General features: G+C 61.5%; 12 protein-coding genes and 2 pseudogenes. 11 read left to right on the top strand and 3 right to left on the bottom strand.

Annotation, left to right across the window (positions count from 1 at the left end; all coding sequences use genetic code 11):
- Window positions 1-104 precede the first annotated feature (104 nt).
- Entirely contained in the window at window positions 105-941 is an 837-nt protein-coding gene (locus tag RSO01_RS20745; protein ID WP_147151364.1) for a cytochrome b/b6 domain-containing protein, read from the top strand.
- On the top strand, window positions 938-1,732 hold the full coding sequence (locus RSO01_RS20750; RefSeq protein WP_147151365.1) for a molybdopterin-dependent oxidoreductase: 795 nt from the start codon (window positions 938-940) through the stop codon (window positions 1,730-1,732). Before RSO01_RS20745 ends, RSO01_RS20750 begins: the two co-directional genes overlap by 4 nt.
- Window positions 1,733-2,317: 585 nt before the next feature.
- Here the strand turns inward: RSO01_RS20750 and RSO01_RS20755 are convergent.
- Window positions 2,318-5,485 (bottom strand): ATP-binding protein, encoded by a 3,168-nt coding sequence (locus RSO01_RS20755; protein ID WP_170303231.1) that lies wholly within the window; start codon window positions 5,483-5,485, stop codon window positions 2,318-2,320.
- Window positions 5,486-5,939: 454 nt separating this feature from the next.
- Here RSO01_RS20755 and RSO01_RS20760 point away from each other — a divergent pair, with 454 nt between their 5' ends.
- Together RSO01_RS20760 and RSO01_RS20765 are read left to right on the top strand one after the other, a co-directional pair.
- A complete protein-coding gene (locus RSO01_RS20760; RefSeq protein ID WP_246158626.1) occupies window positions 5,940-6,449 on the top strand; it encodes a winged helix-turn-helix domain-containing protein in 510 nt (169 codons plus the stop codon).
- Window positions 6,450-6,503: 54 nt separating this feature from the next.
- Entirely contained in the window at window positions 6,504-7,481 is a 978-nt protein-coding gene (locus RSO01_RS20765) for an alpha/beta fold hydrolase (RefSeq protein ID WP_174825943.1), read from the top strand.
- An 11-nt stretch (window positions 7,482-7,492) separates the two neighbouring features.
- Here RSO01_RS20765 and RSO01_RS20770 read toward each other — a convergent pair whose 3' ends face one another.
- The gene (locus RSO01_RS20770) at window positions 7,493-8,323 is read right to left on the bottom strand and encodes an alpha/beta fold hydrolase (RefSeq protein WP_218037410.1); all 831 of its coding nucleotides are present in this window, start codon (window positions 8,321-8,323) and stop codon (window positions 7,493-7,495) included.
- 164 nt (window positions 8,324-8,487) lie between these two features.
- Window positions 8,488-9,255: a type 1 glutamine amidotransferase family protein gene (locus RSO01_RS20775; protein WP_147151370.1), complete on the bottom strand. Its 768-nt coding sequence runs from the start codon at window positions 9,253-9,255 to the stop codon at window positions 8,488-8,490.
- A 215-nt stretch (window positions 9,256-9,470) separates the two neighbouring features.
- Here RSO01_RS20775 and RSO01_RS20780 point away from each other — a divergent pair, with 215 nt between their 5' ends.
- From RSO01_RS20780 to RSO01_RS20810, 7 genes and pseudogenes are all read left to right on the top strand, one after another.
- Complete coding sequence (locus RSO01_RS20780; RefSeq protein WP_147151371.1) at window positions 9,471-10,526, top strand: NAD(P)-dependent alcohol dehydrogenase; 1,056 nt, start codon at window positions 9,471-9,473, stop codon at window positions 10,524-10,526.
- A 55-nt stretch (window positions 10,527-10,581) separates the two neighbouring features.
- A pseudogene (locus tag RSO01_RS20785) lies at window positions 10,582-10,994 on the top strand (GFA family protein).
- A gap of 67 nt (window positions 10,995-11,061) precedes the next feature.
- A pseudogene (locus tag RSO01_RS20790) lies at window positions 11,062-11,724 on the top strand (VOC family protein); the annotation flags it as partial.
- 25 nt (window positions 11,725-11,749) lie between these two features.
- A complete protein-coding gene (locus RSO01_RS20795; RefSeq protein ID WP_147151373.1) occupies window positions 11,750-12,151 on the top strand; it encodes a putative quinol monooxygenase in 402 nt (133 codons plus the stop codon).
- A complete protein-coding gene (locus RSO01_RS20800; protein ID WP_147151374.1) occupies window positions 12,138-12,341 on the top strand; it encodes a DUF1656 domain-containing protein in 204 nt (67 codons plus the stop codon). The genes RSO01_RS20795 and RSO01_RS20800 overlap by 14 nt, the downstream gene beginning before the upstream one ends.
- A gap of 1 nt (window position 12,342) precedes the next feature.
- Window positions 12,343-13,266: an efflux RND transporter periplasmic adaptor subunit gene (locus RSO01_RS20805; RefSeq protein WP_147151375.1), complete on the top strand. Its 924-nt coding sequence runs from the start codon at window positions 12,343-12,345 to the stop codon at window positions 13,264-13,266.
- A gap of 119 nt (window positions 13,267-13,385) precedes the next feature.
- The gene (locus RSO01_RS20810) at window positions 13,386-15,725 is read left to right on the top strand and encodes an FdhF/YdeP family oxidoreductase (protein WP_147151376.1); all 2,340 of its coding nucleotides are present in this window, start codon (window positions 13,386-13,388) and stop codon (window positions 15,723-15,725) included.
- Window positions 15,726-15,739: the final 14 nt, after the last annotated feature.

Raw genomic sequence — 15,739 nt, forward strand, 5'->3', positions numbered from 1 at the left:
GGACATCACATTCGACAGATTGTGACAGGCGTAACCCGAAGCATATCAAGCACGCCAAGCAGCTCCTGCCGAGGCTATATCCAGTGAAGAGGTCTCCCGTTGCGATGGTCGGCGATGACGAAGCCCCGTCCTCTTCATTGGTGGAGTCGTTCTATCGCCATCGTCTGCCAGTTCGGATCACGCATTGGATCAATGCACTTTGCATCCTATTTCTGCTCGGAAGTGGACTTAACATCTTCAATGCGCATCCTAGGCTCTACTGGGGGCAATACGGTGCCGACGCCGATGGATCGCTGTTTTCGATTGAAGCGGTTGATCGCGATGGCGGGGCCCACGGGGTCACACAGGTCGGCCCCTGGCATTTTGACACGACGGGCCTTCTTGGTTGGTCGAAGTATCAGGGCGATTACGTTGCGCGCGGCTGGCCGCACTGGCTCACCATTCCAAGTTTCCAGGATCTAGCTGACGCTCGCCACTGGCATTTCCTGTTCGCATGGCTGTTGGTGTTCAACGGCCTCGCCTATTTGGGTTGGAGCCTGTTCTCGCGTCATCTCCAGAAAGACATCGCGCCGACCAGGAATGATATCTACGCGATTCCACGCTCGCTGATTGACCATCTAAAGCTGAAGCATCCGGCCGGTGAGGCGGCGAAACGCTACAATCCTCTGCAGAGGGTCGCCTATCTCTGTGTGATCGTCCTGATCTCTCTGATGGTGGCGACGGGCCTCACGATGTCGCCGGGCTTCGACGCGGTTTGTCCGTGGTTGATCGACCTGTTTGGCGGTCGGCAATCCGCACGCACCATCCACTTCATTTCAGCGTCGCTGATTGTGCTCTTCGTCGTCATCCATCTAGCTGAGGTGGTCCTGGCGGGGCCCATCAATGAGGTGCGATCGATGCTCACGGGCCGTTATGTCCTGCCGAAGGAACCGCGTCGATGACTGCTGCAAGAAACATCACCCGACGCGCCGCGATTCTTGCCGGATTTGCCGGCGCCGGTGCGCTGATCTGGAACGCCGACAATCTGACGCTCAATCCGAGCTTCTCGCGCGTATTCCATGCGGTGGAGGACTGGACTCGCATGAGCCAGCGAATGCTTCTCCAGCCTGGTCAGCTCGCAAAGGAATATTCGGTCGCGGACATTTCGCCGGTCTTCAAACCAAACGGCACTTTCAACCCCGGCGGCGCGGAATACGATGCGCATATCGCGCAGGACTTCGTCAATTGGAGACTGAAGATTGGTGGCCTCGTCCGGCACCCGATGTCGCTTTCCATCGCAGAACTGCGCGGGCTGCCATCCAGGACCCAGATCACCAGGCACGATTGCGTCGAAGGCTGGTCGGCAATTGGCATGTGGACCGGCGTCCAGCTGGGGCTGCTCCTGAAAGCTGCCGGCCTTGCGTCCGGTGCGCGATATGCGGTCTTTCACTGCGCCGACAATCTGGACGGCGAGCCCATCAAGGGGGGCGAGCAGGGCCCCGGCCAATATTACGAAAGCATCGACCTCGTCGATGCTTTTCATCCTCAAACGCTCATTGCCTACAATCTCAACGGCAAGCCGCTCGGTGTACCAAACGGCGCACCATTACGCCTGAGGGTCGAACGGCAGCTTGGCTACAAGCAGGCGAAATATCTGCAGCGGATCGAGATTACCGACAGCTTCCGCAATGTCGCGGGCGGCTACGGGGGCTATTGGGAAGATCGTGGATACGAATGGTATGCGGGCATCTAGACCTGCGTTGCCGGCGCAACGCGCCGGCGCCGTGCCGAATTTCCCAGAGCGGGAAATACCCCGAGCCGGGTTCCATGGCTCACAAAGGAGAACTCTCATGACACGTCCAGTCAGATTCGCAGCTATTGCCGCGGTACTCGCTCTTGGTACCGGTGCGGCGTTTGCCCAGTCTTCCAGCACCGGTTCCATGTCCAGCGGCCAATCCGGGTCCATGTCGAGTGGTCATTCGTCGGATTCCAAGCCCAGCGGGCGTTCAGATTCGATGTCCACCGGTCAGTCCTCTGGCGCGATGTCGAACGGTCACTCGTCGGGCTCCATGTCGAACGGGCATCCATCGGACTCCAAGCCGACTCAATCTCATTGATTGCGGTGCAAGTTCGTGATGCGCGGGCGGGCGGCTTCCTTGGAGCCGAGCCGCCCGCCGATGCGGGGTCGGCCCGCTGAAAGGGTCACTGAAAACGTCCTTTCGACGGTGTGACGGTGACTATGCTGTTGCGTGAGTTCGGCTGCGCGATCAACGGCGGTCGCGCTGCTGTCGTAGGGGCGGTGATGTCCGGCGGCATTCTGCCGGCCGCTCATACCTACTCAACTTCGGGACTTGCGCCGATAAGTAACGGATGGCCCGTCATTGTCCGCCCGGGTTGCTTGCAACACCGCTTTGACCCGCGCCAAGACGGGAGTCGTGAAGCCCTCGGTAAAGCGGTCGTAGATGGGCGCGAGCAGGCTATGCGCCTCCATGCGGCGCCCTTGCATTTGCCAGTCCTCCGCCAGAGCAAGCGCCGCGCGCAGCTCCCAGTACAACGCGCCCTGCCGCTGCGAGAGGTCGATCGCGCGTCGCAATATCTGCTCGGCCTTCGGGTTACCCGGCTGGCTATGAGCAATCACGCTGCCATGGATGCGCAGCAGCTCCGGCACGAACCGCATGTATTCCGTTTGCTCGGCGTAGCGCAGGGCTCTCTCGACTTCGGCGAGACCTTCATCGGCATTGCCGGCAGCGGTCAGCGCCTCGGCGAAGTATCCGCGGAAGATCGTCTGCAATGATCGGTACCCGGTTGCCTCCATTTGCGCGAGGCCGGAGCGGAGTGCCGCGGCGCCGGCGGCGGGATCGCCGCGCATGAAGAGCATGCGGCCAGTCGCGCAAGCCGCCAGAGCGCGGAAGGTACCGAGCGCATGGCGATCGGCCTGTTCCAGAATCGCAGCGATATGGCGCTCTGCCGTATCGAAAGCACCGACCTCGGGGAACAGCAGGCCCGCCGGACGAGTCATCGCCAGGCACAGAGCCACAGGCTGTCCGACCTGCTGCGCTTCTTCGATCGACCGTTCCGCGGCCTGGATTCCCGCATCGACCAGGCCGCGCGCGAACAGACAGGTCGACAGATGTCCAAAGGCGGAGGAAAGCGCATCCAGCCCAAGCGACGCCATCTCACGTTGACGTTGAGCGGCCGGATAATTGTGAATGGCCTGCTCCAGCAGGCTGCTGGCTTCGGCGTATTCTGCGAGGTAGGTTAACGACATGCCGACCATCAGGTTGGCGGTGTGCGTTGCCGCCAAGCCTGTGTCGCTACGGGCGAATTCGGCATAGCGCCGACTCAACTGCAAAGCCTTGCGCAGCTCCACTGAACGCAGGCTGATTTGCCAGAGGCCATGCACCGCGCGCTTTTGGTGTTCAATGCTGCCGATTGCTTCGGCGAGGGAAAGTGCCCGGGTCAGATTGGTATGCGTGGCCGAGGTCATGCCTTCGGTAAACATCAATGACTGGCCAAGACCGTTACGCAGAACCATCTCGTGCTCGAGATCATCGGCCTCACCCATACTCGCCAGCGCCTTACCGATCCAATTGCTGCATTCGTCCAGCAGCGACGTGGCCAGCCAGAAATTGACGGCGGCGGCGGCCAGGTGGCCCCCGAGACGGGGATCGCCGGAGGCGGAAAACGCCCATGCCAGGGCAGTACGCAGATTGTCGACTTCGCGCGTGAAAGAGGCGAGATCGGCGCTGGCGCTCTCCTCATTGGCATTGGGATCGAAGGTGGCGAAGAAGTCCCGGAAATAGTCGGCGTGCCGGCGCGCTGTCGGCGCGTAATCGCCGACGCTGGTGAGTTTGTCCATTGCGTAGGAGCGCACGGTCTCCAGCAAACGCCAGCGTCCGCCGGAGGTGGTCTGTTCAAGATTGACGACCGACTTTTCGACGAGGCTCGCGATACTGTCTGCGACGTCGGCCGGCGAATGCTCACGCATCACAGCGCATGCGGCGTCGAAGGAAAATCCGCCGGCGAAAATGGCCAGGCGATGGAGCAGCAGACGCTCGGCGTCCGGCAGCAGGGCATAGCTCCAGTCGAGAACCGCACGCAGCGTCTGATGGCGCGGCAACGCCGTACGACGCCCCGTCGTCAGCAGCGCGAAGCGGTCCCGCAGGCCGTCGGCCACCTGCGCCACCCCCAACGAAGCGGCGCGGGCAGCGGCGAATTCGATCGCCAGCGGCATGCCGTCCAAGTGGCGGCAGATCCTGGCGATCAAACGCAAATTCTGCCGGTCACGCAGGCCGACCATGTGCGTCGCTTCCGCCCGGTCGAGAAACAACTGCACGGCACTGTTGCTGAGGATTTCGGCGGCCTGACCGGAATCATGTGGCGGCACGTCGAGCGGCGGCACACGGTAGACATGCTCGCCAGTGGTTCGCAGCGTCTCGCGGCTGGTCGCCAGGATGACGGCGCGCGACGAGAGACGGAGGATGCTTTCCGCCAGGTGTGTGGCGGCATCGATGAGATGCTCGCAATTGTCGAGCACCAGGAGGAGTCGCGTGCCGCCGATGTCCCGGGCCACGCTTTCCGCCGACTTCGCGCCCCTGTCGGTTGGCAGGCCAATGGCTTCCGCCACGGCGAGCGAGACCAGATTCGGGTCGGCAAGCGAGGCCAGCTCCACGAGCCAAACGTTGCCGTCGAACATCGGCAGAAGGCTGCGCGCCAACTCGATCCCGAGCGCGGTCTTGCCGATGCCGCCGGTACCGGTGAGGGTGACGAGCCGATAGGCGGAGCATGCCTGTTGCAAGTACTCGATGGACGCATCGCGGCCGACCAGATCGATCTTGGACGCAGGCAAGTTCGTCGAGCCGCCGGCACTCGGGGAGGAGAACGGTGCCCTAGGCTGGTCGGTATGGTGTCTGGACCATGTCCCGAGCAAACGATAGCCACGCCCCGAAATCGTTTTGATAATCGTGCGATGAGACCCGAGCGCCTTGCGGATTGCGGATATGTGAAACTCGATTGCGCCGTCCTTGACCGACACGCCAGGCCATACACGCTCGATCAGTTGGTCCCTGGTCACGAGTTCATTGGCTCCTTCGACCAGTGCCGCCAGGAGGTCGAAGGCGCGGCCGCCAAGCGGGACCGACGCGCCGTGGATCCGCAATTCACATTGCGCCAGGTCTATTTCGCATTCGCCTGACCGGTAGGTGTGGGATGCCGATGGCGGCAGGTCCAGGGGCGATGGCGTCGAACCATCCGGTTCCGCGGCGTCCGAGGCGGGCCGCACGGTCCAGTGGCCGAGCAACCGGTAGCCGCGACCGGATACCGTCTTCAACAGGGCTCGATCCGCACCGAGTGCCTTGCGAATAGCCGATACGTGCACCTGAAGGGCGTTGTCGCCGACGAAGCTGTTGGGCCAGATGCGGCCCATCAAATCCGACTTCGGAACGATGATTCCCGTTGCTTGGACGAGAGCCTGCAGGATGTCGAATGCCCGGCCCCCTATGGGCATCACCTCTCCATCCACACGCAACTCACGGTGACGGAGATCAATCTCAAGTCTACGCGGCCGACGCTCCGGATCGTCAGATTCGGACAAAATAACTCCAAACTCAGGAATTCTAAGATTTTTTCAGATTTCTTGCAGAACGGTCAACTCCAACATCGCGGACCTCGAGCCGCGGCGAATGGCATTCGAGGGGCCGGTCTGCGCGCGACCTGTCTATTCAGAAAATCCCAGAAACGCGAAAGGACCTAAGGCTGTGCTGACCATATCATCTCCGCGCAAACCAATAGTCGCGAGTTGAGCCATGAGAGTTCGTTCTGGTTCACAGATACTCGATGCGGAGGAACCTCCACTTGCGACGGCTGCGTATGTACAAGTGCCTGCTGGTTGGGCGCCCATGGGGGCTTCATCCGATGCGGGTCAGCGACACTCGAGATTCAACGAACCGGACCGGACGTTCTTGTTCGGCCCGTTCCGACTGATCCCCGCGCGACAGCTTCTCTTGCGCGATGGCGCACCGATTCGCCTCGGATCACGTGCCCTGACCATCCTGGCGGCGCTGGTTGAACGCCGGGGAGAACTGGTCACCAAGGATGAACTGATGGCGATAGCCTGGCCCAGGTTGTTCGTCCATGAGAGCAATCTCAAGGTCAACATGGCCAATCTCCGGCGCTCTCTCGGCGATGCGCAAAAGGAACCGATCTACGTTGCCACGGTCTACGGCCGTGGCTACCAGTTCGTGGCATCGGTTGCGATCGAGGCGTTGCGGAACGCTCAACGAATTGACGAGCGGGCAGGCGCGAAGTCCTGCCCACCGCGTAGGGCACGAGAGACCGTCGGTCGAGACGAAGAGATTGCAAGAATGGTCGCCGAATTGCGAAAGCAGCAGTTCACCTGCTTCTATCAATACGCCTCGGCCTCGGCGCCCGAACTGAATTTACCAAGCTTAACGGAACGTAACGACCGTTGAGGAGAGAAACCGCATAGGACCTAGTCCGTCGAAACAAGCTCGATGGAGGTCATGATGAATCGACTGTTTCTTTCTTTGGCACTTGCCACGGTCTGCGTGTCGCAGGTTCCTCAGGCCTTCGCTGCGCCGACGGAGAAGGCAGCGACAAGGCCCCAGACGTGGGCCGCCACGTTCTATCGCTCGGCGACGGTCGAGGGTGTCAGGATGTTCTACCGCGAAGCCGGACCGGCCGACGGACCTGTCGTGCTGCTCCTGCATGGATTCCCGACATCGTCGCACATGTTCCGGAACCTGATGCCGTTGCTGGCCGACAAGTACCGCGTCATTGCGCCGGACTATCCGGGTTTCGGCCAAAGCGATGCGCCCGACCACAAGCAGTTCGTCTACAGCTTCGGCCACTACGCCGACATGGTCGATGCGCTCCTCGGCCAGATCGGCGTCAGGCGCTGTGCCATGTACGTCATGGACTACGGCGCACCGGTCGGATATCGGCTGGCCCTCAAGCATCCCGAGCGGGTCAGCGCCCTCATCGTCCAGAACGGCAATGCCTATCAAGAGGGGCTGAAGGAGTCCTGGGACCCGATCAAAGCGTATTGGTCCAGCGGATCGGCAAAGGACCGGGAGGCGCTGTCAGGACTGGTCAAGCTCGAGACGACCAAGTTCCTGTACACCGATGGCGTTCGCGACCTGTCGCGCATCAATCCGGACAATTGGACGCTTGATCAGGCGGTCCTCGATCGGCCGGGCAACAAGGACATCCAGCTCGATCTGCTCTACGACCATCGCACCAACGTGCCTCTCTATCCGCAATTCCAGCAGTTCTTCCGCGACCGCAAGCCTCCGACGCTGATCGTGTGGGGCAAGAACGACAAGGTCTTCCCCGAAGCAGGAGCGCACGCCTATCGGCGCGACCTCCCGGACGCCGAGTTTCATATCCTCGATACCGGCCACTTCGCCCTGGAGGACAAGCTTGACGAGATGGCGCCGCTGATCCGCGATTTCCTTGATCGAAAGGTGGCACCGTCACCCTGACGGTGCGCCGGTCAACCTTTCACGAAAGCCAGCAGGTCCGGATTGACGGTATCGGGATGGGTGGTGCACATGCCGTGCGGCAGCCCAGGATAGACCTTCAGCCTCGCGTCGCGCACGAGCTTGGCGGCGACCACAGAGGTGGCCGAGATCGGTACGATCTGGTCGTCGTCGCCATGGAGAATGAGCGTTGGCTGGCCAATCGACTTCAGGTCCTGAGTGAAGTCAGTCTCCGACATGGCCTTGATGCAATCGTATTGCGCCTTGATGCTGCCCATCATGGCCTGGCGCCACCAGTTTTGAATGATGCCTTCGGAGGCCTTGGCGCCGGTTCGGTTGAAGCCGAAGAAAGGACCGGCCGGGATATCCCAGTAGAACTGGGCCCGGTTGGCGACCAGCGAAGCACGAAATCCGTCGAACACTTCTTTCGGCAATGCGCCGGCATTGCTCTCAGTGCGGATCATCCTCGGCGTCACGGCGCTGATCAACACCATCCTCGCAACGCGATCGGGTTTGGCGCGAGCAACGTAGCGCGCGACCTCGCCACCTCCGGCCGAATGGCCGATATGCACCGCGTTCCGGAGATCGAGCGCGTCGGCCAGCGCGACCATGTCGGCAGCATAGGTATCCATGTCGTTACCGACGTCCGTCTGAGCCGATCGGCCGTGGCCACGACGATCATGGGCGATCACTCGATAGCCGTGGGAGAGGAAGAACATCATCTGGTTGTCCCAGTCGTCTGCCGATAGAGGCCAGCCGTGATGGAACACGATCGGCTGCGCGGCCTTGGGACCCCAATCCTTGTAGAAGATCTCCGTTCCGTCGCCCGTCCTGAAGGACGCCATGGTCCTAACTCCGTCAGCTGTAGGTACTTCATCGCGGGCGTGTGCCGGCATGGCCGACACCGCGTGCAATCCCGCCACGCTCAATGCCGCAAGCACCGCGCGTCGAGAGGTGCTTGCAGCCAGGGTTCTGGCCGGCCTGGACCGCGTCATGGCGTGTCCTGGCCTCACTGCGCAGCGGTGGGCAGCGTCGATTCCTTGACGTCAGGAAGACCATTGAACGCCTTCAAGGCCCTTTCCGCTCCGCTGCGTGCACTGGCAGGATTGGCTCCAGTGACGAGGCGCCCCACGGTGATGGAATAGTCGTCGAAAGGATGCATGGGCGAGCTGTAGTCCGCTCCGGCGTTGTTGACCGCTTCGACGACGGGAGGGACTTTGTCCGACTTCAGCTTGTCCCAGACCTTCAGCACGATCTCACCCTCGATGGTGAATCCGGTAACGGTCTTGCCGGCGATGATCGACTTGCCGGTCTTGGAGTCGATTACTCCGGGGAGAAGCACCGGTCCGTGACATACGGCTGTGACGATCCCGCCGCGATTCCAGACGTCGGCCGCAATGCTCTGAAGCCCTCGCGCCGTCGGGTAGTCGTAGAGAGCGGCGTGGCCCGCGGAGGCGAAGAACAGCCCGTACTCGCCCTTCTTCAGATCGGCGGCCTTCTTCAATTGCGCGTTCAGCTTCACGTTGAAGGGGTGCTTGGGGTTCTCGAAGACGGCCTTGTCGTCGCCGGCCAGGAATTGGCTGGTGAGAGAGAGGTCGTCCAAGCCGTAAGTGCCGGTTTCCGTGGCGAGATCCACATCGAAGCCGGCCTGCGTCAGCACTTCGAAGGGGTGCAGCGCTTCGGTGAAGAAGAGGCCGGTCCGTGTGCCATCAGGATAGATGACGCCGTTGTAACTGGTGATTGCGATCAGCGCCTTGCGTTGCAGGTCCTTGGCCATGATCCACTCCTCTTATGACCGTCGGGTATGTCTGCGGACGGTAGTCGAGTGCCGTTTCGATGAGGAGTTAAGAGAGGTGAATTCTGCGATCCGTCTCAGGGGCCTGGATCGGCACGCTATTTTACCTCGCTTAACCTGCTCCCCCGGTGTGCGGCTGATAGCTTTGCGCTCATCGACTGGTGGTCCTGCCGATTGACCGTGGGAAGGAGGCGAGCATGAAAGCGGCCCGCATACACGAATACGGAAAGCCGGTTGTCCTCGAGGACGTTCCGATCCCGGACATCGGACCGGACGAAATCCTGATCCAGGTGAAGGCATGCGGCATGTGCCGGTCGGACGCGCAGCTGATCGACGGCTACTTCCGTCCATTCGTGGACATCCCGACGCCGATCACGATCGGTCATGAAATCTCCGGCGTGGTTTCCACGATCGGCAGGAATGTCCCTAAGATCGCCGGCTTCCACGAAGGCGATCCTGTGGGCGTGGCGCCGGGTTGGGGCGACGGCGTCTGTCGCCATTGCCTCGTGGGCAACACCCACATCTGCCCGAACGTGCGGTGGCCGGGATTTGGCCCCTATGGCGGATTTGCCGAGTACCTGCCGGTGCCCGCGCGCTACCTTATCAAGGCAGACAGGGGTCTGAGGTTCGAGCAGATCGCTCCGCTTACGGATGCCGGTCTGACCCCGTATCGGGGCATCAAGAAGCTGCGCGATGCCGGCGCGCTCGGCCCGGGCCGGATCGTCGGCGTATTCGGCGTGGGCGGACTGGGCTCGTACGCCGTCCAGTACGCGAAGCTGCTGGGCGGCGGCGCCAAGGTTGTCGCCTTCGCACGCAATGCAGACAAGCTCGCCATCGCCAAGGAGAACGGCGCCGACCACGTCATCTCCATCAAGAACAAGACCTCCGAAGCGATCGCGGCGGAACTTAAGAAGGCTGCCGGCCAAAGGGATCTCGACGCCATCATCGATTGCGCCGGGGCCACGGAAATGATGGAGCTTGCCTTCAGCCTCCTTGGGATCAGCGGGCACTACGCCAATGTCGGGTTGGTCGGTGACCGCATCAGCGTGCCGCTGCTTCCGCGTGTGAACCGCGAGCAAACATTCCATGGCTCGTATTGGGGCAACAATACCGACCTCAGTGAGGTCATGGCGCTCGCTGCCGAAGGCAAGATCCGCCACACCTTGAAGGCGTTCACGTTCGACCAGATCAACGAATACCTCGACCTGCTCAGAATGGGAGAAATTGTCGGGAGGGCCGTGATGAAGTTCTGATCGCCCGACGGTGCGATCTGGCCGAAGAGCCTCACTATTCGAAAGGAGCCCATCCATGGCGAAAAAGCACACTGCTCAGTGCGCATGCGGCGCCATAAAATTCGAGTTCAATACCGATCCAACCTTTGTCGCAGTCTGTCACTGCCTTGATTGCAAGAAGGCGTCAGGTGGTGAAGCGGCCACGTTCTTCGGCGTGCCCGAGGATGATTTCTCGTTGGTCGGTGGCCAGCCGAAGGCGTTTCACTACACCGCCCAGTCAGGCAGGGGCCTGGACCGAAACTTCTGCCCCGATTGCGGGGCCAGGGTGTTCAGCAGCAACCTGGAGGGCTTCCCAGGATTGATCTTCGTCACGCTCGGCAGTCTGGACAAGCCCGACAGCGTGAAGCCGATGCTTGAGATGTTCACCAAGCGCCGTCTCAATTGGGCGAGGCCGCTAACCTCCCGCAATTCGAGAACATGCCCAGTTGAGGAGGTCGTCATGGCAGATCGTAACAACGCGGCTCTCGGCGCCCGGCTCCAAGGTGTGCAGCATTTCGGCGTCACGGTTCAGAGCATGGATCGCGCCTTTGAGTTCTATACCGAGGTGCTCGGCGGCAACGAGGTGATGCGTGACGGTGATTTTCAGGGCGAGCAGATCCACAACACGCTGATGGCCGATCAGGAGATCGTCGCTCGGGAGCGGAAGGTCAATCCGCGAACGATCGGCGTACCTGACCTGAAGGGTGGCGAGCAACGGCTCGACGTCCGCTTCGTGCAGTTCGACAATGTCGTGATCGAGCTCCTGCAATATCGAGACGCCCAGCAACCGATGGGCAGCGGGGACAGTTGGGCTGAGCCGCGAGACCATATGAGCCCTGCCTATCCGCGCTCGATGCACATCTGCTTCTACATTCGCGATGATGTCGACTTCAACAAGTTCATCCACGACCTCGAGGCGGAATCGGCGCGTCGAGGCATGACCCAGGTGAAAGCCAATCGCGTCATCACGGTGACATCGGAACAGGAGCGTCAGGCAGCTCCGCTCGATGCCAATACCATCAAGATCACCGAGGGAAAGTCGAACGGCTGGTCCTTGATCTATTGCAAGGGACCGGAGGGCGAGCAGCTCGAGTTCGTTCAAGCTCTCGGGGCTGTGAAGAAGACCTTCCAGGAAGCGATGGAAACCCGGCGGCGCACGATCGCCGCGACCAAGGGCTGACGAGACCGGGATCCGAGAACCAGCCATGACCAAACCCACGAGAGTGCATGCAGGAGCGGGCTATTCGCAGGTGCCGCACGGAGCCTATTCGGTCGTCGCAGAGGTGCGCGCGAAACCAGGCAAGGAGGCGGAGCTGCGCGCCGCCACGGTGCCGCTGGTGGCGCTCGTGCGGAGTGACCCGAAGAATCTTGTCTATTTCCTCCAGGAAGACCGCGAGGCGCGAGGGCATTTCATTTTCTACGAGATCTTCGCCAGTCAGGCCGACTTCGAGGCCCATAATGCGATGTCCTACGTGAAAGCATGGTTCGCAAAGCTGCCCGAGCTTGCCGAGGGCGGTGTCAAGGTAATGCGGATGGAGATCCTCAACGGCCCCTCGCAGCTGAGCCAGCAGGACAGCACGCGCGAGAAACTGCATGGCGTTCACTGAGGTCGATTTGTTTGGCGTCTACGTGGCGCCGATGTCGCTGATGATGCTAGCAGCGTGGCTCGTCACGGCTGCCCTGCGCTCCGTCTTGGGGCACTTTGAGCTGTTGCGGTTCATCTGGCACCCGGCATTGTTCCTGTTCAGCGTCTACATCATCGTGCTTGCCGTCATAACCCTGGTGAGGGCTCGGTGAAATGACGATGGGCACCCGGGCGGCCAAGGCAAGTCGGCTTGTTCTGAGGATCGCTCCCGTCGTGGTGACGCTTGGCGCCGTGGCGGCAGCTGTGCCGTCCGCCCGCAAGACGTGGGACATCTATATGGCGACGCCTTGGACAAGGGACGGGGCTGTGCGCGCCTATGTGGTCACGTTGGCGCCGGAAGTCGCCGGCCGAATCGTCGAGTTGCCCATCGCGGACAATAACCTCGTGCACAAAGACCAGCCGCTGATGGTCATCGACCCTACGGACTACGCGATCGCCGTCAAGCTGGCCGAGGCTGCTTCAGAGCAGGAGCGCGCGAACGCCGATAATCTGGAAATCGAAGCGCAACGGCGACAACGGCTCAGCAGGCTCGCGACTTCAGTGGAAGAGCAGCAGACCTACGCCAGCAAGGCCATCAGCGCTCAGGCAGCCTATCGCCAAGCCCTGGCAAACCTCGAACAGGCTCATGTGAACCTGAAGCGCACGCGCATCCATTCACCGGTGAACGGCTACGTCACCAATCTTCTTGCGCGAACCGGCGACTATGCCAGCGTCGGACGCAGCGTGCTGTCGATCGTCGATATCGATTCGTTCTGGGTGGACGCCTATTTCGAGGAAACCAACTTGCGTGCCATCGAGGAGGGCGCGCCAGCGCGCGTCAAACTGATGGGTTACAACGAGGAAATTCAGGGACACGTGGGCAGCGTGGCGCGAGGCATCAACGTGGCCAATGCCCGCCCGGACCAGGCGGGCCTCGCCTCGGTCAATCCCATTTTTACCTGGGTGCGCCTCGCCCAACGCGTGCCCGTACGCGTGGAGATTGACCACGTTCCCGCCGGGATAAGGTTGGTCCAAGGAATGACAGCGACCGTCGAAGTGCTGCCGAGATCAGCCACGTTGGCGGCGTCCAAGCCTTAGCCAATCACCGGCTGCCAGCTCGGGCCCTGCTTGGGTCACCGAAGGATTCACCTCGATTAACTCGGAAAGCGGGCCGAATCGATCCACTCTCTGGGCGTGGCCTAGCCGAGGAGCAGACTATGCCCGAGCAACCTTCCTCCCCTTGGACCGCGACCGACAACGTCGACCACGAGTCGAAAGATGTGCCGAAGTTCGTGCCTTACAATCCGCCGGCTGGCGGGTGGGGTGCCTTGCATGCCACCGCTAAGGCACTACGCGAGCAGAGCATTGTGACCAAAGGGTCATCGGCGCTGCTCGCCATGAACCATCCAAAGGGATTCGATTGCCCGGGTTGCGCCTGGCCGGATGCTCGTCACGCAAGTTCCTTCGAATTTTGTGAGAACGGAGCGAAGGCCGTCTCCTTCGAGCTGACCAAGCGCAGGGTCACGCGGGATTTCTTTGCCAGTCATACTGTCAGTGAACTGAACCAGGAGAGTGACTATTGGCTCGAGGAGCAGGGGCGGCTTACCGAGCCGATGCGCTACGATGCTCGAACGGATCACTATGTGCCGGTCAGCTGGGATGATGCATTCGCTCTGATCGCTCGCCACCTCACGGCCCTCGGCGATCCCAACGAGGCCGAGTTCTACACCTCAGGTCGAACGTCCAACGAAGCGGCGTTCATGTACCAGCTGTTCGTGCGTCGCTTCGGCACCAACAATCTTCCGGATTGTTCGAACATGTGTCACGAGCCGACCAGCGTCGGCTTGCCGGAAAGTATCGGCATCGGCAAGGGCACTGTCCTTCTCGACGATTTCGCCCTTGCCGAAGCAATCTTCATCATCGGACAAAATCCTGGCACCAACAGTCCGCGCATGCTGACCGAGCTGCACAGGGCCTCCCGGGCGCACGTGCCGATCGTCGTGTTCAATCCACTGCGCGAGCGGGCCCTCGAGCGGTTCGCGGCTCCCCAGGACCCGCTTGAAATGGCGACGCTCGGCGAGACGAAGATTGCCAGCGAATATTGCCAGGTGCGCATCGGCGGCGACATCGCCGCCCTCAAGGGCATCATGAAGCTGGTCCTCGAGGCCCATGACGAAGCGATGGGTCGTGGCGCGGAGCCGGTCCTCGATCTCGGTTTCATCGCCGAGCACACTCACGGCTTCGACGCATTCGCTGCCGATCTGCGAGCGACAAGCTGGGACGACATACTGCGCGTGAGCGGGCTGCCGTTCGATCAGTTGGAACGTGTGGCCAAGGTCTACATGAAGGCACGCTCGGTGATCGTCGTCTACGGCATGGGCATCACCCAGCACAGGCTCGGCACCGAAAACGTACACCAGACCGTCAACCTGCTGCTATTGCGCGGCAATCTCGGCAAATCCGGGGCCGGCATCTGCCCGGTGCGTGGTCACTCCAATGTCCAGGGCGACCGGACCATGGGCATCGACGAGAAACCCCGGCCGGAGTTTCTCGATCAGCTCAAGAACGCTTTCGGCTTCGATCCGCCGCGCGCTCATGGACACAACGTCGTCAAGGCCGTCGACGCGATGATCAACGGCAAAGCCAAGGTATTCATAGGCCTTGGCGGCAATTTCATCAGGGCGGTGCCTGACTCGACTGTTGCCGAGGCGGCCATGCGCGATCTGAGCCTCACGGTTGCGATCAGCACCAAGCTCAATCGCGGGCACCTCGTCCACGGCAAGGAGGCCCTGATCCTTCCCTGCCTGGCGCGCAGCGACATCGACATGCAAGGGGGCATCGAGCAGGCGGTCACTGTCGAAGACAGCATGTCGATGGTTCATGCTTCCTACGGTCTGGTCGAGCCGCCCAGCGCCACCCTCCGATCGGAAGTGGCCATCGTCTGCGGCATGGCGAAGGCCACGCTTCCGGGCAGCGGCATCGATTGGGACAGCTTCGTCGCCGACTACGGCCGCATTCGCCACAAGATCGAGGAAGTTCTTCCGGAGCAGTTCGCCGATTTCAATCAGCGCATCGAGAAGCCGGGTGGATTCCATCTGTATGTCCCGCCACGCGAGCGGATCTGGAACACCGGCACACGGCGCGCCAACTTCATCCTCTTTCCCAGCCTCGACGAAGATCCGCCGGTGTCCGATCCTTCGATGCTGCGGCTTGCGACGCTACGCAGCCACGATCAGTACAACTCGACGATCTACAGCCTCGACGACCGGTATCGTGGCGTGTTCGGCGGCCGCATGGTGGTGTTCATGAACGAGGCCGACATGCGTGAGCGAGGGATCGCTGAAGGGGACCAGGTCGCGATCGAGGCGTTGGCGGACGACGGCAGGCGCCGCATCGTCGCCGGCTTCTGGGTCAAATCCCACAGCATCGCGAGAGGGTCGATCGGCGCCTATTACCCCGAGACCAATCCGCTTCTGCCTCTTGCCTATCACGACCTCAAGAGCGGAACGCCGGCAGCGAAGTCGATACCGGTGATCGTTCGCCGCCACGCCGCCTAGCCCACGCTCCGGGT

The sequence above is a fragment of the Reyranella soli genome (assembly GCF_007992495.1).
Classification (GTDB): domain Bacteria; phylum Pseudomonadota; class Alphaproteobacteria; order Reyranellales; family Reyranellaceae; genus Reyranella; species Reyranella soli.

What these genes read in the sequence shown, in the direction of transcription:
- RSO01_RS20745 (WP_147151364.1), top strand. Translation starts at nt 105, where the DNA reads ATGGTCGGCGATGACGAAGCCCCGTCCTCTTCATTGGTGGAGTCGTTC.
- RSO01_RS20750 (WP_147151365.1), top strand. Translation starts at nt 938, where the DNA reads ATGACTGCTGCAAGAAACATCACCCGACGCGCCGCGATTCTTGCCGGA.
- RSO01_RS20755 (WP_170303231.1), bottom strand. Translation starts at nt 5,485, where the DNA reads ATGCCCATAGGGGGCCGGGCATTCGACATCCTGCAGGCTCTCGTCCAA.
- RSO01_RS20765 (WP_174825943.1), top strand. Translation starts at nt 6,504, where the DNA reads ATGAATCGACTGTTTCTTTCTTTGGCACTTGCCACGGTCTGCGTGTCG.
- RSO01_RS20770 (WP_218037410.1), bottom strand. Translation starts at nt 8,323, where the DNA reads ATGGCGTCCTTCAGGACGGGCGACGGAACGGAGATCTTCTACAAGGAT.
- RSO01_RS20775 (WP_147151370.1), bottom strand. Translation starts at nt 9,255, where the DNA reads ATGGCCAAGGACCTGCAACGCAAGGCGCTGATCGCAATCACCAGTTAC.
- RSO01_RS20780 (WP_147151371.1), top strand. Translation starts at nt 9,471, where the DNA reads ATGAAAGCGGCCCGCATACACGAATACGGAAAGCCGGTTGTCCTCGAG.
- RSO01_RS20795 (WP_147151373.1), top strand. Translation starts at nt 11,750, where the DNA reads ATGACCAAACCCACGAGAGTGCATGCAGGAGCGGGCTATTCGCAGGTG.
- RSO01_RS20800 (WP_147151374.1), top strand. Translation starts at nt 12,138, where the DNA reads ATGGCGTTCACTGAGGTCGATTTGTTTGGCGTCTACGTGGCGCCGATG.
- RSO01_RS20805 (WP_147151375.1), top strand. Translation starts at nt 12,343, where the DNA reads ATGACGATGGGCACCCGGGCGGCCAAGGCAAGTCGGCTTGTTCTGAGG.
- RSO01_RS20810 (WP_147151376.1), top strand. Translation starts at nt 13,386, where the DNA reads ATGCCCGAGCAACCTTCCTCCCCTTGGACCGCGACCGACAACGTCGAC.